Source organism: Helicobacter sp. MIT 05-5293 (assembly GCF_000765665.2).
Taxonomy (GTDB): domain Bacteria; phylum Campylobacterota; class Campylobacteria; order Campylobacterales; family Helicobacteraceae; genus Helicobacter_C.
Genome location: NZ_JROZ02000001.1, coordinates 124888 through 145926, shown reverse-complemented (window position 1 = coordinate 145926; position 21039 = coordinate 124888). Strand labels below are relative to the sequence as shown.

The following is a 21039-nucleotide window of genomic DNA, read 5'->3' as shown; positions in this document are numbered from 1 at the left end:
TCTATGAAGCTCTCTTTAATGAAAAATTGTGCAAAGGTATCACGCCCATTCTCTTAGGCAAAACATTGAGGATAATTACCCCCCCCCCCCCGTTTCTTATATTGAATTTATAAAGGATATATTTATAATTTTCTGTGTAAAAACTATATCCGCCCCACTTAAACAATGGCAATATGCAAAAGAGATAGATTCTATCTCTTTTGATTTTCAACCAAGGAATTAGATTCAAAAAATAATGAATAGAACGATCTGCTTTTGTGTAGTAAATCTTATAAATAGGCAAACCAAATAAAAAAGCTTGTTTGTATCGTATATAATCTACATATTTTAAAAAAAGACAATTCAAAAAAGTTATTTGCATTTCTTTTTTTAAATTCATATATCGTGATTTCTGATACTTAACAATCAAATCAGCTATATAATAATCTTCTTTTGCAATTTGCCTTAACACCTTTTCTTCAATACAAAGAGAATCTACAAATTCAGCAATCTGTTCGTTTAATTCTTTAGCTTTCTTTATGTCATTGATTTGAGGGAGAAAATACCAGCACAAACTACGCATACAAAGCCTCACGAATGGAATCTTATACTTGTCATCAATGTTTCTTTGCTTTAAAAATGCAAACATTTCCTTGTGCATTGCGATAATACTGTCAAATTTTGCCATAATATTTGAAGTCGTAGAAGTTGCGACATTCACCCTATATCCATAATATTGATTCTTATCAATCATTATTCTTTTGCAAAATAATGAAACATAATTAGAAAAAACAGCATCTTCATAGTAGATACCTTCAGGGAAAAATATTTCATTATCAATCAACATACTTTTTGAATAAATTTTAAAACAAGCAAATGGAGAAATATCAAAATAATGCTTTTCAATTTCTTTGCAAGTCCATAAACGATTAATTTCATTCGCGTCATAAAGGAAAACAAACCGCTTGAATATGTCTTGAACATATTCTTGTTTCTCCTCATCGTATTCTTGATGATCAAATATGATTAAATCCAAGTTATTTTGCAAAACCTTTGACATCAGCAAAGAAAGGCAATCATTATGCAAATAAAAATCATCAGCATCGATAAAAGTAATGTATTTTCCTTGTGATTTTTTGATGCCTATATTACGATTGAGCCCGGGTCCTAAGTTTCTCTCATTATTTATGATCGTGAGACGCGAATCTTGCCGAGCATAACTTTGGAGAATCTCCAAGGAATGATCGTTAGAGCAATCATTCACGCAAATCACTTCGATATTTTGAAAGGTTTGATTAAGCACACTATCTAGGCATTTTTTAAGATACTTCTCCGCATTATAAATGGGGATAATAATCGATAAATCTACTAGTGGCATAAATCCTCCTTAATTTCTGCAAATATTTCATCATAATCCTCTTTTGTTTCTACCACAAATTCTTTTAAATCCATATTACACCTTGGTGCTTTGGTGAGAGTAAAGCCCTCTAAACACAATTTTGCACTTCTTATATAGTTTTCATTATTTCTGTGTTTAAATGCAGTATAAATAATACAAGAAGGGGTTTGAGACCAAACCAACAATTCTGCAAATCCACTCCTCAAAGCGATAAAATACTTTGCTTTTTTTACAAGCACAAAAGCTTCTTGCAAACTCAAAAAGCACGACTTTATGTTGTTTATTTCCAAATATTGATTGGACACATTCCAAAAAACATCATAGCCGAGTTTTGTCAGCATATCTTGCAATCTTGCACAAGTAGAAACATCAATATCCGAGCAAGTATTAGCTTGGGGACTTACGAAAACAAACTTATCTTGATTTAAAGACAAATCCATCATTTTTTGATCTAATGAATTTTTTGTTTCAGGACTGATTTGTATGTCATTGATTGAGAGGCTATCAAAGCTAAAATATTCAAACATTCTTTGAAAATAATGGGGGGGGGGCGAGAGATTCTGCGTTTTTAATATCTTTTTCTAATCCTATATAATATTGATGATTAAACAATACTCGAAATGTTTTTTTATCGACTTCAAATGTATCTGGATAACCATCTGGATTGATTGGTCGCAAAATATAATTACACTTGGGCAAGAGCATATTAATGATTTCAATATGAAACTTCTTTGTCGCGACAAAAAGAGTTGAATCTGAATGCAAATGATTAGCAAAATATTTAAATACCAAAAAAGCTTCACCGATATTTGAGTTGAGTAGATAGATGGTCGTATAGTCTTTAAATGATTTTTTATGCTTTTTGTAAAAACCTTTCAGTATATTTTGACTTAAAACATTAATGCCGCAAAAATAAGATTTTTTATAAATACCACAAACAATCCTCTTGTATATGGTTAATCCGCAAAACTTTATTTCTTTTGTATCGCCTTCTTTGTGAATATCTATAAGATTCATATCATAATCCCTGCATATAATCAATTTATGCCTTGATTGATTCAATAATACGGCTTGTCAAGGCATCATATAGCCGATAGAGATTTGTTTGATTTCGCCTTGCATCATCACCTATAGTTTGATATTCAGAAATTCTAATGCGTTTTAGTTCCTCCTCAATTACTTTAATAGGAGATTGTCCAGCCAATATACAAAAGTCTTTGATGATAGCCTTATATGAATCAAGTGCGCCTCTTTTAAAATGATTGGAGGCTTTTTCTATATTTGTATTATTATCACTTGTGCACCAATATGCTGCATTAACATGAGACATAGCATTATGAAACTCAATAAGAGACTGACGCAATATAAAATTTTTTGTAGAGCATTGAGTATCTAAAAGATACTCGTTGAGCTTATTTGGCGTTTGTTGAAAATAATATTTCTGCTTTTCTATGAGATTTTTTAAATAAATCTCTTTAATTGCATTTTGCGATAATTTTTTTCTCCATTCTTTGTATTTTTTTATGGCATTGGTAAATAATAAAAATGATTCGCTTATATTTTTCCCCTTTTCCAAAGCAATGGCAATAGGCTCTATATGTTCATATCCTCGCACAAATTGAATAGAAGAATATTCTTTATTTTCATCTCTATACTGGCGAAATTTTTCATCAAGCATTTTTTTAACTATTCCCACTTTTAATGAGCCTTGAGAAATTTCAAGAAAAAGATAATAAAATAGCTTGATAAGCTCATAATCTCTACCTTTGATAAAGGATACAGTAGCCTCAATCTCCAAAAAAGTTTTATATTGATCAAAAAAATCTTGTAAGTCTTCTTTTTTAACTTTCATACGATTGCCAATTTTTGATTTTCTCTACATCAAAACCAAAACGCGATAATCTTTCCTCTGAAGTTTCTTGGTTTGGAATATTTTCATAACAGAAAAACACATCACCATTAGCTTCCATTCCACTATCAGCAATACCACCGCTTATAATATCGTCCATAAAAGAAGTATCCATTTCAGGAATTTCTACAACTTCTATTATTCTCTTTTTTTCCATAAATACTCCTCCTTTGTGCTACACACGAAAGCACTCATTGTGCCGCTTCAAATGTAACTTATCATCAACAAAGTGTAAAATTAGGGTATTAAATGTAACAAACTTTTCCTTAAAAGACAATGCAAGGCAGGTAAATCTTTGTGTCAGAATCTCAAGTGCCTATGTCTTTTTCAAAGTTTTTATTTTAATCTTCAATCCTGCGATATTGATTACCTTGCGTTTCTTACCATTTGATATTTCATTTTTGACAGAAAACACCCGCTCTGCTTGTCTTGTCCAATTGATTCTATGACATGGGGCTAATCGTGAAGTAAAATACATTTTCCTTGCTGTGGGGTGCTGACAAAAGCACTGCGATGAATAACAAGGCTTAGCACCTTTTAAGATTCTCACATTCTCAATATCCTTGACATTTCCAAAAGTCCAAAACTTAGACTGGTAAGTCCAACAACGCGTAATGCTCCCATCAACCAACACATGAAATAATCTACACCCCGCATAACACAGGACTTTTTTAGTGTTGATTTTTTTAGAATCTGCCATATCTCTATTGTATTGATGCTCTCTTGGCTTCATATAGCTTTCTATTTCTTGAGAGTAAGTAGAAGATTGCCCATTTTTATTATTTTTCCTAATAAAAATAAAATCAATATGATGTGCTTTGAGCCTTTTCTCCACATATTTTAATGTCTCAAAGATTTCTTCTTCGACCACCGAAACTATTTCGATTTTAGAGTTCTTACCTAATAATTTATGAATCTCGATGATATTATCAATATTTTTATCTAAATCTTTGATTTGTGCGATATGCAAAGCTCCATGAATTAAAAGATTATCATTGGTAACTTCAATCAATTTTCTAAACATACTCACAGGAAAAGCCATATTTGTATAGACAATGACTTTATTACCCTTATCCGAGATTCTCTTTGCAATTTCAATAAATTTAGGATGGACAAAAGGCTCTCCGCCGATAAGATTTACTTCAAATTCTCTCCCGACTTTTTCTAAGAATCTCATAAATCCATCAATGACTTCATCACTAGCATTATAAAGACTTTTGGGATTGTTTTTATCGTGTATCCATTGGGAACAATAGCTGCATTTATAATTACACTTTTCGGTAATAGTAAATTCAATAAATGGTCTTGTATTGTTGAGGTGTTTTTTGTAAGGGGAGATTTTCCAACGATTATCAAAAAGGCTTTTAAGAGAGGTTAATGGGGGGGGGGGCAAGATACTTCTTATCCTATTAAAAATTCCTTTTTTATTGATTTTTGTTATTTGGGACGCATTAAGCCTACGCGCTTTTTCAAATTCTATGCGTTCTGCTAATATTTTTTGCTGATTGATATGCCCCATCATTTTTTCAAAAAGCTCTATCTGTCTTAAATAAATAGAATCTTTGGAGCGAGTTTTTGCACTTTTTCTGTCTTTGATAATATCTAAATTTGCAAATTTGATGCCTTTAAACCAAAAATGATAGTTGTCATTATGTATAATAACATTATCGTGAATAGGACCATTGGCTTGCTTACTTGAAACCCCAATCTCATAATCATCACTTAAATGCACACTCCCCCAGCCAAATTTTTCTCGGTATTTATGATTGATAATAAAATCAATATCAGAGCTAAAATCCTTTGAAATTCCAAGAGCTGCAAGAACCCCACTGCCAATCACACAAATCTCATCAGAATCTATTCCTCTTGTATGAAGAAAAAAGGGTAAATTTCTTATCTTTGAGACAAGATTACTCCTCACATCGTCCGTAAGAATTTTCATTTTCAAATGCCTAATATTATTCGGACTTAATAAAATATTTGCCAAATAGACACATTCCGATTCACTATCCGAAGAGTGAATAGTGCAAAAAATTTCTTTAGGCAAAAGGTGATTAAATACATTTCGGATTTCGCCTTTAGCAAGTTTTGAAAGCTCTTCTATCGACTTATCACTATGTGCCTTTGATGTCAGCACGATGACTTTATAGCTTAGATGATGAGCGGAGAGCAAATGAGCCTTAGCAAGTATTCCGCTTTCATCGCCATTACTTTGTGCGATATTACGCTCATAGATTTCAAGCAAAGAATTTGCAAAGGCGATGTAATTGTCTTCAAAATCAAGCTCGACTTCACCTACCATATCAAAATACCTATCCAAAATCGCCTTGACATTGCCAAGGTATGCAAACAACGGATTCCATACGACAAATATGACGCATTTCTTAGAATGAATATCCACAAATCCTTTTAAGATTCGTTGTTTGTCTTCTGTGTTAAAGCCATTATGGCAAAACCAATCAAAATCCCAAGTATATCCTTGCTCCACCTCCTTGACATAAATATCTTGATTTAACGCTACACTTGCCCCAATCCTATGACTCCCATCAGCCAACAACCCATCTTGGGTGATAGGCACAGAAGCGCATTGGGGGGGGGGCATAAAGCCATTTTGCCTTATACTATCAATGAGTTTTCTAAACGATGTCAAGTATTCATCAATATTTTGCTTTGATTTATCAGGCTCTTCTCCCATTGTCCTCATCGCAATATGTCTTATATAAAGGTCTTTGTAAATATCTTGTTGATAGGTATTTATCTCATTTTCTAAGATTTCTTTTGCGTAGAGGTATTTGACAACCAAGTCAAGCCTTTTGGGATTTACTAAACTTTTTGCATCAATTTTTATTTCCATGTATTCCACCATTTTACTATATTCATTGCGTGCTGCTCATTCACAATGTGCTCTTTGCCATAGCTTAGACAATCACTCTCACTCAAACCAATATCTAGCTTTATCACTTCATTGGGAATCTTGACTTTAGATAACTCCTTATCTGCCCTAAAATATGCAAATAAAGGATAAGTCATTATGGCATTACTGCTTTTTTGCACCATATATCCTGCATGTTTGCAAAATAATGTCGCCCAATGGATAAAAATCAGATTCTGAACATAAAAGGTTTCAATCTTGTTTTGATAAATTGTCCTTAAATGTGTCAAAAACCAATCCAAATTAAAGTCATTGCAATAGTTTGCTTTATATTTATTTTGCCAATCCGTGTTTTTATTATCTTTAAATATTTTCATCCAATCAAAATCCTTATTATTGATGTAAGTGATACCAAAAGACCAATGCCTGTTTCGGAATTGACTCACATGCATATCCAGCGAAAAAGCTTTAAATTCATACTTATCCGCATAGCTTTTAGCGACTTCCAATATTTTTGCGACTTTTGACGCATCACAGACAAACATCGTATCATCAGCATCAATATTATAAAATGACTGATGCCCATATTTTTGTGCATGCCAAAAAGTTGTGAGGTGAGCGTATGTCGCATTAATCCAATTTTGTGTTGCAATATTTTTCACAATACTTTTTACCCCCCCCCCCCCGTATTTCTTGCTCTTTATAAACTTCACATTTGGGTTTTTAAAATGAATCTTTTTTAATACCTCATTTTTTAACTCTCTCTTATCGCATACGAAATAAAAATCCGCACCAAGCTCTTCTATAATGTCAATCCAATGCTGAATACACAAAAAAGAAAAATACTCCGTTCTGTTTATTTTTAAATAAAACACAGGATCAAACGATTTCATTAATCTCTCTCCTTATTTTGAAAATACTCATCTCGCAATCTCAAAAGATAATCCATTGCCTCTTCGATTTCGCAGCGGGATTTTTTATCGGGATTCGCATAATGAGAATACATAATATACGCAATATAAAAAAGCTCTTCTAAACTTCTTGTATGTGTTCGCCTCTCGCATCGTTGATAGTCAATAGTCAATCCCCAACCACTATAAAAGGGAATCCCAAAGGTATGGACTTCTTTTCCACACATCAATGCTTCAAAACCAAGCTGGGTTGTGCAAACATAAACCTTATCAACATATTTAACCAAAGAAATAGGATTAATGGGTTCTGTCATAAGATAAATATTATCGTGTGGCTTTAATCCCATGTAATATCCGCCTCTTTCTCCGCTCATCGTATCAGGGTGCGTTTTGATGATAATATCAGCAGTAGGATTATCCTTAATAGCGCACTTGAGCATCAGTTTGAAAGTTTCATCATTAGCCCCGCCTTTTATGATGCTCCAATCCCCATAAGATTGATCCACTACGAGAATCTTAGGTGCGCCCTCTCTGCCTATTTTAGGCTTAAAAATAGGCTGATTATTGTATTTTGACAAATGAGTTTTTACGATTCTATCGATACATTTTCTTGCGCGTTGTTTTTGTAAATCAGTGATGATTAAGTCCTTATCATTAAGCATCAATTCTAATCTCGAAGCCACAGAGCAATCGACATAATGCGTAATATCATCAATCGTAATGCCGATAGATTTTTGGTATTTTGGTGGGATATTTTCATATGTGTAAGAAAATATGCTTCTCAAAAAACAATCCTCGATAATATATACTTTTTCATTATATTTCATTGCTTCTGCAATAATGTGCGTATGCCACAAGCTCGTGCTAATCCCGCATGTATAAAAGAAGTTAGGGTTTTTCTCTGGTGGCACATTATTAGCAAAAGTGCCTTCTAAATACGGAAACAAATAATCAATATAGCTTATATTAGAATCAAGAAACACCATATTAAGCGGGCGGATTTTTTGCTCAAATAAATCTTTGGCATTAAAATGTTTGGGGGCTAATAACGCATTCATTTTGATATGGAGATTCATAAAAGCATTATCCATATCATCGCCTCGATTAAATCTTTTCCAAGGGTCAAAGGACAATGCGGATTTTTGCAATTTGTCAATAATTTGAGCTAGTTCTAAAATCTTTATCATATTGAATCTGTAGCCAAATATACTATATTCCTTATACAATCCCCTATCTATTACTCCAAACAATCTTGCCATTGCTTTCCCCCTAGCTCCATATCGTCCAAGATCGATCTAAGCTCTGGCATACTTTTTCTATTTCCCATAGTCTTTGTGTTTTTTCTTTAAACACTCTTAGGTTAGTAATAAAACTCAATGCAAAGCTATGGCACAAGTGCTTATCAAGTATTAAGTCTAGCTTCACATTATCATCTGCAATAGGGATATTGCCAATTTCAGGACATTCTAAAATATCATTGAGTATCGGATATATCACCCTGCCATTCTCAAAGCGGCAAATACTGCTTGTGATAACACCAATCAAAAAATCACCCCAATGTATAAACGACAAGCCCTCACAATAAAAATGCCCGACATTGATACGATGCGTATCTCTAAGGTGTGTCATAAAATAATCCAGATTCCATTCATAAGCGTAATCGTCATATTTTTTAGTCCAATCAAAGTTTTTGTTTTCTTTGAAAAGTGCCAACCAATCTGTTTGCATACTCGTATAGGTGATACCAAAAGTCCAATTCTTTTTTGCAGTTCTTGAATTCCACATATCAAAAGAAAAGGCATCTAGGTTGTGAGATTGGGCGTATTCTTGCGCACTTTGTAGGATTTTGACACATTGTTTGGGATCAGCTACAAACAATGTGTCATCGGCATCAATATTCCAAAAATTTTCAATATTGTGAGATTTTGCGTGAAAGAAGGTTGTTAAATGAGCATAAGCAGCTTTTTTCCAAAACTTTGAAGCAGTAGTTTTAACTACACTTTCTACCCCCCCCCCCCCGGAGACTTTTCATAAATTTGATATTAAGATTCTTAAAATATACATATTTCAAAATATTCTTTTCCAATCGATGTCTGTCGCACACGATAATAAAATCTGCATCTAATTCATTAATGATATTGACCCAATGCTGCAAACAAACAAGCGCATATGGCGTATCTCTATTCATCTTTAAGTAAAAAAAGCAATTTGTTATTTTAAATCTAGGCATACGATATTTTCTTGTCAAAACAACCCACTCAATCTGCCTCTTATTGCTATTTTTATCTTGACTAATCTCCACAATAGGAGTATTAAGGATTCTGTATTGTTTAGCTTTTTTGTTTGCTATATTTAAGTCAATGCTTTCAAAAATTGGCATATGTTCCCCTTGTGTTATTTGATTTTTTCTAAGATTAATGTCAGACAATCCTCTAAAGTGATTTCAGACATATTAAACTCTCTGATTTTGCCTTGATCGATAAAAGGAATCTGCCTTGTTCCAAATCCTGCCAACACATGAGAGGTGCTCATATCGCTAAAGCATGTCCTCCAGCCAAACTTTGTATATAAAATATCCATAGGGATATGGGTTTGTAATAAAATATCTGTAAAACCACTTCTTAGCATCACAATCCTTTGAGCATTTTTTGCGAGGGCAAATGCTTCGATGATGCTTAAATCACAGGTTTTAAAATCTCTTGCTCCCTCTAGCTTGATGCGATCTGAAGTCAGATTCACAAACACATCAAAACCTTTATCTTGCAAAGCATTGATAAGCATCACCCAAAACTTTTCATCATAAGATTCACAACTGATAGCTTCAGGAGCTAGGAAGACAAATTTATCAAGATTTAATCCTATTTTTGCAACCTTATCAAGCATATTACGCTTATCTTCTATGGGAAGGAGCATTTTTCGATAGGATAAATCATCATTTCTCAATCCAAGATATTCTACCAACGACCTAAAATAATGACATTTGCCTAAATCATTGTTTTTTATGTCAAATTCTACTTGTCTGAAATGAGGCGTATCACACACAAAAAACAACCTAAAAGGTTTAATCTTGTGTTCCTTACCTATCATATCTACCCTCATCTTTATATAGATATGAGGAATATCAGGGCAGAGCATTTTTATCATATCAAAGTGATACTTTTTCGTTGCGACTAATAAGGGATTCTTACTCTTGTTTTTTTTAATAAAAGCATCAATGCAATAAGTCAAAGTCAGGCAAATCTCACCGCTGTTTGCATTGAGGATATAAATATCATCATATTGTCTGTCAAAATAACTAAAATATCGTTTTTTAAATTCAAGAATCAATGGTGTTTTGTGAATGATTTTTCCAAACATTAAATAAACATAATCATTATTTTCCCTCTTACGGGTAATGGATAAGAATCCTAATACTTTTATTTCTTTTTGAGAAGTGCCGTTTAAATAATCAAATTTAGAAGTCTTTATCAAACCTCCTAAAATTTTCTGCACTTTTTCTGATGCGTCATAATTGATGCTTACTTCCATAATAGTAAAGCCTAAAATCTTTGCGGTTTTATTATGACTAGACCTTGTATATTCATACAATTTCATTAAGCCACCCCATTATTCAGCAAATCATGAATATGAATGACACCGATTGGTTTATTGTCCTCTACCACAAAAAGATTGGTGATTTTTCTATCACGCATTAATTTTATCGCTTCAGACGCTAGCATATCTTTTGATATTGTTATAGGAGACTTGGTCATCACATCAATAGCTTTTTGATTGAAAATCTCACTCGATAGACAACGTCTCAAATCACCATCGGTAAATATTCCTGTAAAATCTCCCTCTGCATTCACAAAACCAACACAACCAAGCCTTTTTGAAGTCATTTCCAACAAAACCTGCTGCATATTGATATTTTCTTCCAAAATAGGCATTTGTGAATCTGTGTGCATCAAATCACAAACCTTTTGCAATACAGAGCCTAATTTCCCACCCGGGTGTCTTTGATTAAAATCTGATTTCGTGAATCCTTTTCTTTGCATCAATCCTGTTGTCAAAATATCGCCCCACACAAGCGTTGCGGTTGTCGAATTTGTAGGTGCAAGACCCAAAGGACAAGCCTCACCAGCATTTGGGAGCTGTAAAACAACATCTCCTGCCTTGCCTAATGAGCTTTTAGGATTCTTAGTAATGGCAATCAGCTTAATCCCAAAATGTTTGCAATATTGCAAAATATCAAGTAACTCTCGTGATTCCCCACTATTTGAAATTGCGACTACAACATCATCTTCTGTAATCATTCCTAAATCACCATGACTTGCTTCAGCAGGATGCACGAAAAATGACGGCGTGCCGGTTGATGCCAAAGAAGCAGCAATCTTCTTGCCGATATGCCCGGATTTTCCTATACCGGTAATAATAATCCGACCCTTAGAATCTTGCATAATATTCAAGGCAAAAGTGAGATTATTATCCAAACCATCACGAAGCTTGGTGATTGTATCAATCTCACTATTGATGGTATTTAAAGCACAAATTTTATCTAACTCTTCTTGAATCAACATAGAATCTTCTGTGTGGGGCATTTATAACTCCTCATCAATCTTATAAACAATACCCAATGGCTTATCCCTGTCTTTATTGATTGCAAAAGCTGTGTTTAGACCGCTTGGCTTCCTGTCATTGACCAAGATTCGTTCACCCATTGGCATATCACCTAAAAGATAGTCATAGCGAATATGATGCGATTGGAGAAAAAGCTTTAAGTCTTGAAGACATTCCTCTTTCCTTGCAGTTAAGAGAATCACCTTATCTTCATTTGGAAGATTCTGAAAAAACTCTCTCACACCCTCCAGCAAAGTATCTTTACCATCAGTCTTATAGCCATTATGTTTGACAAGCGTCCCATCAATATCGAGAATCCAAGTTTTGTGTAACGGAGAAAATTCAAGCATCAAAGCACCTCATTAAGTTTAATGATTCCATTATAAAATGCTCCGCAAATGCTGTCATAGTCTTCCCAAGCATAAGTTGTGAGACTTAACCAAATAATAGCGTGCAAAAGTTTGATTTTATACTTACTCACATTGGGCAGACATTCGAAGAAAAAGTCCTCCATATCAGCCCAATTATTAGGCTTAATCGCGATTTCCACTTCATTCTCACGAATATCAAGCGTAAATTTCTTGCGATTAAATTGATCGTATTCACCCCTTAGAGAATAATACAATTTTGCCCAGTCGTAATCGACATCGCCGTATAGTTTTGTCTTACCAAAATACCCTCTTGGGTCAATCAAAATCGCTTTCATTTCATAGGTATCAAACATCAAGTTTGAGAAAGTGCAATCACCATGAATCAAGCGAAACTCACGAGGATAAACTTTTTTTATCGCTTCTTTTAATGCCTCTTTGTCAAAGAAGACATTTTTATAATAGCTTCCATTGATTTTGATAAATTCTTTATCCGCAAAAGGGATAAGATTCTCAACTTGGGAGAGCCTATCAAAAGTTTTATTGAAAAACACATCTTCCACATCGTGGATATTTACCGGCTGTGCAGATTCTGTATGATGTAATTCTTGCAAAGCTTGGATAAGTTTTTTGAGAATCTCGTATTTTTGGCTCTTTGTCAAGCAGTCATATTCATAGATATTTTTCCCTTGAACCCGCTTCATTTTCAACGGCTCGTATTCATAAATGTCAGGAATGTTTTTAAAACCTAATGCCTTGACATGCTTATACCAAGCGACTTCATCAACAGCGATTTTTCGTCCTTGCTCATTGATACCTCGCTTGATAACAAAATCATCTTTAAATTCTATCGTGTTAAAAGGTCTGCAACGAGGCGTATCGTTATTATCACCATAAGAAAGCAAAGTCCCGATTTCTTTTGTGCCATATAAATCAAGGCGGTTAAATGTGAGATTCTGATTTTTTAGCCAACCGACCAAAGCACCTTCAGTAGGGATATTGTCAAGCACTTTTTTATTCTCAAAGATGAATAATCCAGCGACACCATTTTCTTTTGAGGGTTCTTTGATAAATTTGTTGTTAATGTATGACCAGCGGCATTCGAAGTCTTTAGAAATGCCAATGTAGTTCCCTTTTTCAGAGGGTATTGCAAATCCTTCTGATAAAATAAGATCGCACCATACGATCATAAAGGATTCATCGTCTTTATACTCTGCGATTGCCTCTTTTATGCCAGAAAGTGTGCCCCCCCCCCCCGACAACATTTAGAATCTTAAAGGAATATGAAGAAGCAAAAGTATTGAGATATTTTTTTAAAACATCTGCCTTATAATCAGCAATAATCGTAAATTCCGCATCTTTAAATTTTTGAAACGCATAAAAAATAATAGGCAAATTATTAACCGGCACAAGGCATTTTGGTTTATTCCTTGTCAGCCATTCTAATCTCGTCCCTTTACCGCCTGCTTGTATGATGATTTTCATTGATGATAGACCTTTCTTTAAGAGTCTTATTTGTTCTACTCTTTTGACTTTCAACCGCATTTGTGTTAAAACTTAGCACAATTTCTTAAATTGCAAAATTTTAACACAAAATTACAAAACCCGCTATCAAAAAAAAAAAAAAGGAAAAAATAGGTATTTTTATCGTTTGATATACTTCTATTAGTAACCCTTCATCTAATCTTGTAATTTTTCTTTCGCAATACTCCTTGCCAAGTCTAACGCCTCACTGATTTTACTTGCATCTTTCCCGCCAGCAGTAGCAAAATCATCTCTTCCTCCGCCATTGCCTCCTAATACTGACGCGACTTGCTTTACCCACTCTCCCGCTTTAAGCGGTGCATTTTTGACTCCCGCAACGATAGAGATACCTTTTGATTCTGTGAGTAATAAAATCGCCACTCTTTCATTCTCATTCTTTGCCTTATCGACAATCTCCTTTACCTCACTAGAGTTTAGAGAATCTATCTTTAAGACGATTAATTTCACACCCGCGACTTCCTCATAGTCAAAACTCTTCACGCTTTGTTTCGCCTTTGCGACTTTTTGCTTAAGCTCGCTGATATGTTCTTTAAGTTTTTCAATCCCTTGCGTGAGATTCTGTGCCTTAAGGCTCTCTTTTGCCTTATGAATCTCTCTCAAAGCCATTTTTCCATACTCATACGCCGCTGCGCCGCATACCGCTTCGATTCTGCGCACACCGCTACTCACACCGCTTTCCTTTGTGATATAAAAACTCCCAATCTGTGCAGTATTGGGCGTATGAATTCCACCGCATAGCTCAATAGAATCTCCAAAACTCACCACACGCACACGCTCACCATATTTTTCGCCAAAAAGTGCCATTGCGCCCTTTTTCTTCGCCTCATCAATGCTCATAATCTCGCACATTTGAGGATTCCCTGCGAGAATCTGCGCATTCACATCATGCTCAATAGATTCTAACTCTTCAAACGACAAAGCCTTAGGGTGCGAAAAGTCAAAACGCAAACGATTAGATTCTACCAAGCTCCCTGCTTGTGCGATATGAGAGCCTAAAATCTTACGCAACGAACGATGCAATAAATGCGTGGCTGAATGATGTTTAGCAATCTCATTGCGCTCATCACTCACATTTGCTTGCACAAAATCACCTTCTTTTAACGCTGCTAATACCTCAATATGAGAGAGGTTAAGATCAAAATATTTTTGCGTATCAAGCACCTTAGCGAGAATCTCACCTGCGGATTGATGAGAAGGTTTAAAAAGCTCCCCCTTATCTCCCACAGGTCCTCCGCTCTCGGGATAAAAAGGTGTATTTTCTAACATCACATAGCCAATCTCGCCACTTTGCAAAGAAGCCACGCGTTTAAAATCAGAATCCAACAATGCAAGAATACGAGATGATGCTTTTGTAGATTCATAACCCACAAAAGTATTTTTACCAAATACTGCGAGCAATTCATTGAAATCACCCTCTTTTAACGCATCGCCACTGCCTTTCCAGCTCGCTTTGGAGCGCGACTTCTGTGCATTCATACATTGATCAAAACTCGCCATATCCACTTCAATATGGTATTCACGCAACATATCTTGCGTCAAATCAAGCGGGAATCCATAGGTATCATAAAGCTTAAAAGCCACCTCACCGCTAAATCTCAAAGTCTTATCTTTTGAAAGTAATCCTAAAAGCTTTTGCAATTCCTTGCTAAAAAGCTCCATTCCAGATTCTATCGTCTCAAAAAATCGCTCCTCTTCGTTGCGGCACTGCTCCTTAATAGCATTCTTACGCTCTAATAAATAGCCATAATGTCCGCCCATTTCTTCACATACGACACCGATGACTTCATACAAAAAAGGCTTTTGAAGCCCTAACAAATACCCATGTCGCACGGCACGGCGCAAGATTCTACGCAAGACATAGCCTCTCCCCTCTTTGTCAAAATTCACCCCTTGTGCGAGCAAAAATGCGACACTGCGCGCATGATCGGCAATCACACGAAAACTCGCTTGAATCTTCTTTGTCTCCACGATTTGCGCATCGCTAAAGCCCATCACATTATCAAACACTTCATCATCGTGATAATATTTTTTATGTGTGAGATTCTCAATCTGACGCATCAAAGGCGCAAAAAGCGAAGTGTCAAAGTTATTGATCTTTTTTTCTAAAAGTGCTACCACGCGCTCCAACCCCATACCTGTATCAATGCTAGGTTTTGGTAAAGGTGTGCGGATTCCCTCTTTTTGCTCATATTGCATAAAGACAAGATTCCATATTTCTAAGAATCTATCCCCCTCACCGCCGAAATAATCTTCACTTGAATGAAAATATTTTTCGCCTTGATCGACATAGATTTCACTGCAAGGTCCGCAAGGTCCGCTATCGCCCATTTGCCAAAAATTATCTTTATCCCCCATACGCTTGATACGCTCTGGCGCAATATGCTCACACCATAGTGTGTAAGCTTCATCATCACTTTCATGAATAGTTACATATAATAGCGATTTGTCAAAACCTAAAGTTTTTGTTACAAATTCCCACGCATACGCAATCGCATCTTTTTTGAAGTAATCCCCAAAGCTAAAATTACCCAGCATCTCAAAAAGTGTGTGATGCCGCGCAGTGTAGCCGACATTCTCTAAGTCATTATGCTTACCACCTGCACGAATACATAGCTGTGAGCTAGTCGCGCGTGGAGGTGTAGGGATTGGAATCTTGCCCGTAAAAATATCTTTAAACTGCACCATTCCTGCATTAGTAAAAAGCAAACTTGCATCATCAGGCACGAGAGGCATAGAATCATAGATTTTGTGCGATTGTTTTTGGAAAAAGTCGAGATAAAGCCAACGAATGTCCTTGTGTGCCACTTGCACTCCTTTGTGTCAATGATAAATGTGCGTGATTATAACAAAAATGAACTTGTGAGAGATTGAAGATTCTAAAAGCGATAGGCAAAATGAATGCTATAGCTTGTATGACCTTGCTTATCAGAATCAATCACAGGCATCACCGACACATTTTCAGGCAGATATTTTTTGGTAAAAATCCACGCTGACCCCCAGCCGATCAATGCTCCCACACTCACTTGCAAAAGAGAATGTTTCCTTGCCTCTACTCTTGATGCAGCAACAAGTGTCGCGAGAATAGTCGTAGGAATAGCAGGCTTCCACCCGTAACGATGAAAGACAAATCCAGCCGCACTAAACGCACCGCTTGCATGTCCGCTTGGCATACCCTTCCAACTATCGCAACAAGGGCGTTTGGCAAACGCGACATTATATCCATTATCATGCAATGTATCCATTCCCCATTTTATCCCTTCAGTGATAAGCTGCCCAGTCAAAGTTCCCAAAGCAAGCTCTCCTACCCCTCTATAATCCTCTATTGCCACAGAGACTACCATCACATAAAGAGGGAGAAAACGAAAAGCATCACCGAATGCTTCAAAATCCGTTGAAGCAGCTTTCACATGGGGAGAAGCAATCAATAAAAAAATGCTCAATAATATTGTTCTCATAAAAAATCCTTTTTGTTTTTCTGATGCTTAAGGGCGTATTTTACAGCATTAAAATAACTCGTGAGACTTAAAGACGCATCATTTTTATACGCCTTATCATAAGCCACGCCATGATCGACAGAAGTCCTTAAAATGGGCAGATTCAAACTCACATTGATGCTTTCTTCAAAATACAAAGCCTTTAGCGGGGCAAGTCCCACATCATGATACATACTCACAAAATATCTAAAACGCTCTCTATTAAGCGGGCTAAAAGCACTATCGGGAGGATAAGCCCCAAAAAATAAATCTTTTTTGAGAATCTTATTTGCCTCTTTAATCGCCCTACAAATCTCCTCGTCTTCATTGCCCATTAGTCCGCCATCGCCGCAATGTGGATTTAATCCCAACACACAACAAGGCTCATTCAAACAAACACTCCGTGCAAAACACACAAGAAAATCCCTCACATCAGAATCTTTCACAAGAGGGCTTACTTCTTTTAAAGCAATGTGATCACTAAAAAGTGCTACAAACATTGATTCACAGCCTAGCATCATAATAGAATGCACACCAAAATACGCACCCAAAGCTTCCGTATGACCGACATAAGGAACACCACCAAGTTGCCAAGCTTTTTTATGTATCGGAAGTGTTACGATTGCATCACATTGAGAATCTTGCGCCAAACGCACCGCTTGCATAAAACTTTCATAGCTGTATGCACCGCTCAAAGCAGAAATCTCGCCTGCTTGAATGCGAAGATTCTCTAAAAATCCCACTGCAGGCGGAGAAAAACACATTGAGCGCAAAACAGAATCAAAGACTTCTTCTTTGCCTAAAAGCGCAAGGGCAGATTCTAAAATCTCTGAATGCACACAATAAATAGGCTCACACCATTGGGCAATGTCTTTATGCGCTCTTAAGGCAATCTCAATCCCCACACCATTAATATCACCAATAGAAATGGCTATCTTTGACACATTGCTTCCCTCATTTGCACAATTGCTTTTTCCAATCCTACAAACACAGATCGTGCAATAATGCTCTGTCCGATATTAAGCTCACTGATTTGAGGAATCGCGCAGATTCTCGCGACATTATGGTAATTCAATCCATGCCCTGCAAAACATTCTAATGCTCTTGTATCCGCGCTTGAAGTCGCTATCTTAGCGCATTGTGCGATTTCATCAAGCGTATAAATCATTTCTTCATAAAGCTCTTGTCGCGAAAGCTCCATTGTCTTAATACTATGATGAGTGTGAGGGAGATTACTCTCTCTCATAAGGCAAAGATTCGCATAATGTCCTGTGTGTAATTCTATAGCTTGAGTGCCAAGCTCTCGTGCAAGAAAAACAGATTCTTTTTTGGCATCGATAAAAAGTGAAGTCGCAATCCCTCTACTCTCAAAAGTCTTAATCACCTCACGGATTGTTGTATAATGAGATTCTATATCCAAGCCACCTTCTGTAGTAACTTCTTCGCGTTTTTCTGGCACGAGCGTGATACGATGGGGGGCAAGGGAGCATAAATAATCGACAATCTGCTCATCAAGCGCAGATTCTATATTGACAGGTAAAGGAGAAGTATGCACAATGAGCTTCACATCATCATCATGAATATGACGTCTGTCTTCGCGCAAATGTAGGGTGATTTGATCCGCACCTGCGTTTTTAGCAACAAAAACAGCCTCTAAAGGATTAGGATCATTAATCGCTCTTGCCTCACGCAAAGTCGCAATATGATCAATATTTACTCCTAGCTTCATTGTATTTGACATATCCACTCCTCACGATAGATTCTAATATCGCTCCATTGCAACGACACCACTACGGACAATCTCTTTAGGCTTAAAGACACTGATTGCTTTAATAAAATGTTCGATTCTATCAGGCTTATCTGTCGCTACGGCAATAATATATTTTTCATTTGCATTTGCTATTTTTCCATTATAAGCCCGACAAAGCACTTCAATATCCGCAAGCTTTTCTTGAATAGGAAACTTTACTAATACGACTTCTTTTTCAAGTAAATTATCACTATTGACTACGCTTACCACAGGGATTAATTTATGGACTTGCTTGATGATTTGTTCAAGCACCTCTTTATTGCCACGTGTCAAAATCGTAATCCTTGAAAGCTCTGTATGAGGAATAGGTGCGACCGTGAGCGATTCGATATTATACCCACGCGCTGAAAACAAGCCCGATACACGAGCTAAAACGCTATGCTCATTAATCACCGTAATGCAAATGCTAGTTCGCGTATTCATCACTTATCCTTTTCATCTTCCAAAATCATCTCATAAATAGCCTTACCACTTGGCACCATAGGCAAAACATTCTCATACCTATCGATAATAACTTCAATAAAGGCAACTTTTTGAGAATCTAAAGCCTTTTGCAATGATTGCTCAAAGTCTTTTTTATGCTCTACACGGAAACCAACCCCACCAAAAGATTCTATAAGTTTCGCAAAATCAGGCTGTGCGCTCAAATCAACATGAGAAAAACGATCTTCATAGAAAAATGTCTGCCATTGCCGCACCATTCCTAAATAATTATTATTCAAGATGATATTAATAAATGGAATCTTATAAGCCACGCAAGTCATTAACTCTTGGATATTCATCAGAATCGAGCCATCTCCAGTGATATTTACCACCACTTTATCATTGCATGCAAGCTTCGCTCCTAATGCTGCAGGGAGACCATAACCCATCGTCCCTAGCCCACCGCTTGTAAGAAATTGACGCGGAAAACTAAAAGGATAAAATTGCGCTGCCCACATTTGATGCTGCCCTACATCTGTGGTGAGAATCGCCCTATCCCCGAGAATCTCACCAAGCTTTTTAATCACCCATTGAGGTTTGATTGTCTCTTCACTATCCTTGAAAGTAAGCGGGTGTTGTTGCGCATATCCTTTGAGATGCTCTCTCCATGACTTGATACTGCAAGGATCATAATCATTAATTTCAAGCAACATATCTTCCACGACACTCTTCACATCACCCACAATAGGATAATCAATATTGACAATCTTGCCAATAGAACTTGGGTCAATATCAATATGAGCAATCTTTGCATACTTTGCAAATTCACTAAGTTTGCCCGTTACACGATCATCAAATCTCGCACCAAAACAAACGAGCAAATCGCATTCACTCACTGCCATATTAGCGACATAACTGCCATGCATTCCTAGCATACCAAGCAGATTCTCATTATCATGTTCTAAAACGCCTAATGCAAGGAGTGTCTGCACACAAGGAATCTGTGTGCGAGAGACAAGTTTTCTTACCGCTTCACTTGCATTACCGAGAATCACACCCCCACCAAGATAAAAAAGCGGCTTTTTCGCATGTGCGATGCCCTCGCATAATCTCTTAATTTGTTTAGCATTACCCTTAATGGTAGGTTTATAGCTTATAAGATCAATGCTTTGTGGATAATGAAACTCTCCAAGCTGTCCGCTGATGTCTTTAGGAATATCCACAAGCACGGGACCCGGACGCCCACTTCTTGCAATATAAAAAGCCTCTTTAAGGATTCTGGGAAGATCTTTAATATGTTTGACAAGATAATTATGTTTCGTGCAAGGACGAGAGATTCCCACTGCATCAATTTCTTGAAACGCATCTGTGCCTATTTGTGTGATAGGCACTTGCCCACTGATGACAACCAAAGGTATAGAATCTGTATAAGCCGTAGCAATACCTGTAATCGCATTTGTAAAACCCGGACCCGAAGTAATAATAGCGACACCCACTTCACCACTTGCTCGTGCATATCCATCGGCTGCATGCACTGCACCTTGTTCGTGTCGTGCAAGAATATGTTGAAAATAGGTTTGCTTATAGATTTCGTCATAAATATGCAAAACCGCTCCACCCGGATAACCAAAGACAATCTTTACACCTTCAAGGTGCAAAGATTCTATAAGCATCTGCGCACCTGTGATTGTTTTCATTAAAACCCCTTTATTAAAAAAATGAAGAAAGCCATTATACCTTATTTAGCACAA

21 protein-coding genes are annotated in these 21039 nt (G+C 36.4%); all 21 read right to left on the bottom strand.

All coding sequences use genetic code 11. The annotated features are described in order from the left end of the window. Position 1: 1 nt before the first annotated feature. Positions 2–1357 carry a glycosyltransferase family 2 protein gene (locus tag LS68_RS00740; RefSeq protein ID WP_138090729.1) on the bottom strand — a complete coding sequence of 452 codons (1356 nt, stop codon included), beginning with the start codon at positions 1355–1357 and terminating at the stop codon, positions 2–4. Further along, on the bottom strand, positions 1348–1905 hold the full coding sequence (locus LS68_RS00735; protein WP_034374119.1) for a hypothetical protein: 558 nt from the start codon (positions 1903–1905) through the stop codon (positions 1348–1350). Before LS68_RS00735 ends, LS68_RS00740 begins: the two co-directional genes overlap by 10 nt. Beyond that, entirely contained in the window at positions 1898–2395 is a 498-nt protein-coding gene (locus LS68_RS00730) for a hypothetical protein (RefSeq protein WP_034374117.1), read from the bottom strand. The genes LS68_RS00735 and LS68_RS00730 overlap by 8 nt, the downstream gene beginning before the upstream one ends. Before the next feature lie 25 nt (positions 2396–2420). Continuing rightward, positions 2421–3230 carry a hypothetical protein gene (locus tag LS68_RS09730; RefSeq protein WP_241993634.1) on the bottom strand — a complete coding sequence of 270 codons (810 nt, stop codon included), beginning with the start codon at positions 3228–3230 and terminating at the stop codon, positions 2421–2423. Further along, positions 3220–3444 carry a hypothetical protein gene (locus LS68_RS00720; protein ID WP_034374114.1) on the bottom strand — a complete coding sequence of 75 codons (225 nt, stop codon included), beginning with the start codon at positions 3442–3444 and terminating at the stop codon, positions 3220–3222. Before LS68_RS00720 ends, LS68_RS09730 begins: the two co-directional genes overlap by 11 nt. A 159-nt stretch (positions 3445–3603) precedes the next feature. After that, positions 3604–6141, bottom strand: a complete 2538-nt coding sequence (locus LS68_RS00715) for a radical SAM protein (RefSeq protein ID WP_158621810.1) — start codon at positions 6139–6141, stop codon at positions 3604–3606. Then, positions 6132–7052 carry a hypothetical protein gene (locus LS68_RS00710; protein WP_138090722.1) on the bottom strand — a complete coding sequence of 307 codons (921 nt, stop codon included), beginning with the start codon at positions 7050–7052 and terminating at the stop codon, positions 6132–6134. The genes LS68_RS00715 and LS68_RS00710 overlap by 10 nt, the downstream gene beginning before the upstream one ends. Continuing rightward, positions 7052–8329, bottom strand: a complete 1278-nt coding sequence (locus LS68_RS00705) for a hypothetical protein (protein ID WP_081950896.1) — start codon at positions 8327–8329, stop codon at positions 7052–7054. The genes LS68_RS00710 and LS68_RS00705 overlap by 1 nt, the downstream gene beginning before the upstream one ends. Positions 8330–8339: 10 nt before the next feature. Next, positions 8340–8948: a hypothetical protein gene (locus tag LS68_RS00700; protein WP_138090719.1), complete on the bottom strand. Its 609-nt coding sequence runs from the start codon at positions 8946–8948 to the stop codon at positions 8340–8342. 112 nt (positions 8949–9060) lie between these two features. Next, positions 9061–9450 (bottom strand): hypothetical protein, encoded by a 390-nt coding sequence (locus tag LS68_RS00695; RefSeq protein WP_138090716.1) that lies wholly within the window; start codon positions 9448–9450, stop codon positions 9061–9063. A 14-nt stretch (positions 9451–9464) separates the two neighbouring features. Next, entirely contained in the window at positions 9465–10664 is a 1200-nt protein-coding gene (locus LS68_RS00690; protein WP_034373112.1) for a hypothetical protein, read from the bottom strand. Then, entirely contained in the window at positions 10664–11650 is a 987-nt protein-coding gene (locus LS68_RS00685; RefSeq protein ID WP_034373113.1) for a KpsF/GutQ family sugar-phosphate isomerase, read from the bottom strand. The genes LS68_RS00690 and LS68_RS00685 overlap by 1 nt, the downstream gene beginning before the upstream one ends. After that, entirely contained in the window at positions 11651–12019 is a 369-nt protein-coding gene (locus tag LS68_RS00680; RefSeq protein ID WP_034373114.1) for a hypothetical protein, read from the bottom strand. Continuing rightward, the gene (locus tag LS68_RS00675; RefSeq protein ID WP_199741457.1) at positions 12019–13302 is read right to left on the bottom strand and encodes a phosphotransferase; all 1284 of its coding nucleotides are present in this window, start codon (positions 13300–13302) and stop codon (positions 12019–12021) included. The genes LS68_RS00680 and LS68_RS00675 overlap by 1 nt, the downstream gene beginning before the upstream one ends. Next, entirely contained in the window at positions 13244–13522 is a 279-nt protein-coding gene (locus LS68_RS09645; RefSeq protein ID WP_199741456.1) for a sugar phosphate nucleotidyltransferase, read from the bottom strand. Before LS68_RS09645 ends, LS68_RS00675 begins: the two co-directional genes overlap by 59 nt. Before the next feature lie 195 nt (positions 13523–13717). Further along, positions 13718–16387 carry an alanine--tRNA ligase gene (alaS, locus tag LS68_RS00670; RefSeq protein ID WP_034373116.1) on the bottom strand — a complete coding sequence of 890 codons (2670 nt, stop codon included), beginning with the start codon at positions 16385–16387 and terminating at the stop codon, positions 13718–13720. A gap of 71 nt (positions 16388–16458) precedes the next feature. Next, positions 16459–17037, bottom strand: a complete 579-nt coding sequence (locus LS68_RS00665; protein WP_034373117.1) for a phosphatase PAP2 family protein — start codon at positions 17035–17037, stop codon at positions 16459–16461. Further along, entirely contained in the window at positions 17034–17999 is a 966-nt protein-coding gene (gene pdxA, locus LS68_RS00660) for a 4-hydroxythreonine-4-phosphate dehydrogenase (protein ID WP_034373118.1), read from the bottom strand. Before pdxA ends, LS68_RS00665 begins: the two co-directional genes overlap by 4 nt. Beyond that, on the bottom strand, positions 17987–18784 hold the full coding sequence (locus tag LS68_RS00655) for a pyridoxine 5'-phosphate synthase (RefSeq protein ID WP_034373184.1): 798 nt from the start codon (positions 18782–18784) through the stop codon (positions 17987–17989). The genes pdxA and LS68_RS00655 overlap by 13 nt, the downstream gene beginning before the upstream one ends. A 33-nt stretch (positions 18785–18817) precedes the next feature. Continuing rightward, positions 18818–19288 (bottom strand): acetolactate synthase small subunit, encoded by a 471-nt coding sequence (gene ilvN / locus LS68_RS00650; RefSeq protein WP_034373119.1) that lies wholly within the window; start codon positions 19286–19288, stop codon positions 18818–18820. Continuing rightward, a complete protein-coding gene (locus tag LS68_RS00645) occupies positions 19288–20985 on the bottom strand; it encodes an acetolactate synthase large subunit (RefSeq protein WP_034373120.1) in 1698 nt (565 codons plus the stop codon). The genes ilvN and LS68_RS00645 overlap by 1 nt, the downstream gene beginning before the upstream one ends. Between the last annotated feature and the right edge of the window lie 54 nt (positions 20986–21039).

Bases quoted from the DNA above. Each gene is read 5' to 3' on its own strand.
- LS68_RS00740 (WP_138090729.1), bottom strand. From the start codon at position 1,357: ATGCCACTAGTAGATTTATCGATTATTATCCCCATTTATAATGCGGAG.
- LS68_RS00735 (WP_034374119.1), bottom strand. From the start codon at position 1,905: ATGTTTGAATATTTTAGCTTTGATAGCCTCTCAATCAATGACATACAA.
- LS68_RS00730 (WP_034374117.1), bottom strand. From the start codon at position 2,395: ATGAATCTTATAGATATTCACAAAGAAGGCGATACAAAAGAAATAAAG.
- LS68_RS09730 (WP_241993634.1), bottom strand. From the start codon at position 3,230: ATGAAAGTTAAAAAAGAAGACTTACAAGATTTTTTTGATCAATATAAA.
- LS68_RS00720 (WP_034374114.1), bottom strand. From the start codon at position 3,444: ATGGAAAAAAAGAGAATAATAGAAGTTGTAGAAATTCCTGAAATGGAT.
- LS68_RS00715 (WP_158621810.1), bottom strand. From the start codon at position 6,141: ATGGAAATAAAAATTGATGCAAAAAGTTTAGTAAATCCCAAAAGGCTT.
- LS68_RS00710 (WP_138090722.1), bottom strand. From the start codon at position 7,052: ATGAAATCGTTTGATCCTGTGTTTTATTTAAAAATAAACAGAACGGAG.
- LS68_RS00705 (WP_081950896.1), bottom strand. From the start codon at position 8,329: ATGGCAAGATTGTTTGGAGTAATAGATAGGGGATTGTATAAGGAATAT.
- LS68_RS00695 (WP_138090716.1), bottom strand. From the start codon at position 9,450: ATGCCAATTTTTGAAAGCATTGACTTAAATATAGCAAACAAAAAAGCT.
- LS68_RS00690 (WP_034373112.1), bottom strand. From the start codon at position 10,664: ATGAAATTGTATGAATATACAAGGTCTAGTCATAATAAAACCGCAAAG.
- LS68_RS00685 (WP_034373113.1), bottom strand. From the start codon at position 11,650: ATGCCCCACACAGAAGATTCTATGTTGATTCAAGAAGAGTTAGATAAA.
- LS68_RS00680 (WP_034373114.1), bottom strand. From the start codon at position 12,019: ATGCTTGAATTTTCTCCGTTACACAAAACTTGGATTCTCGATATTGAT.
- LS68_RS00675 (WP_199741457.1), bottom strand. From the start codon at position 13,302: ATGTTGTCGGGGGGGGGGGGCACACTTTCTGGCATAAAAGAGGCAATC.
- LS68_RS09645 (WP_199741456.1), bottom strand. From the start codon at position 13,522: ATGAAAATCATCATACAAGCAGGCGGTAAAGGGACGAGATTAGAATGG.
- LS68_RS00665 (WP_034373117.1), bottom strand. From the start codon at position 17,037: ATGAGAACAATATTATTGAGCATTTTTTTATTGATTGCTTCTCCCCAT.
- LS68_RS00655 (WP_034373184.1), bottom strand. From the start codon at position 18,784: ATGAAGCTAGGAGTAAATATTGATCATATTGCGACTTTGCGTGAGGCA.
- ilvN (WP_034373119.1), bottom strand. From the start codon at position 19,288: ATGAATACGCGAACTAGCATTTGCATTACGGTGATTAATGAGCATAGC.
- LS68_RS00645 (WP_034373120.1), bottom strand. From the start codon at position 20,985: ATGAAAACAATCACAGGTGCGCAGATGCTTATAGAATCTTTGCACCTT.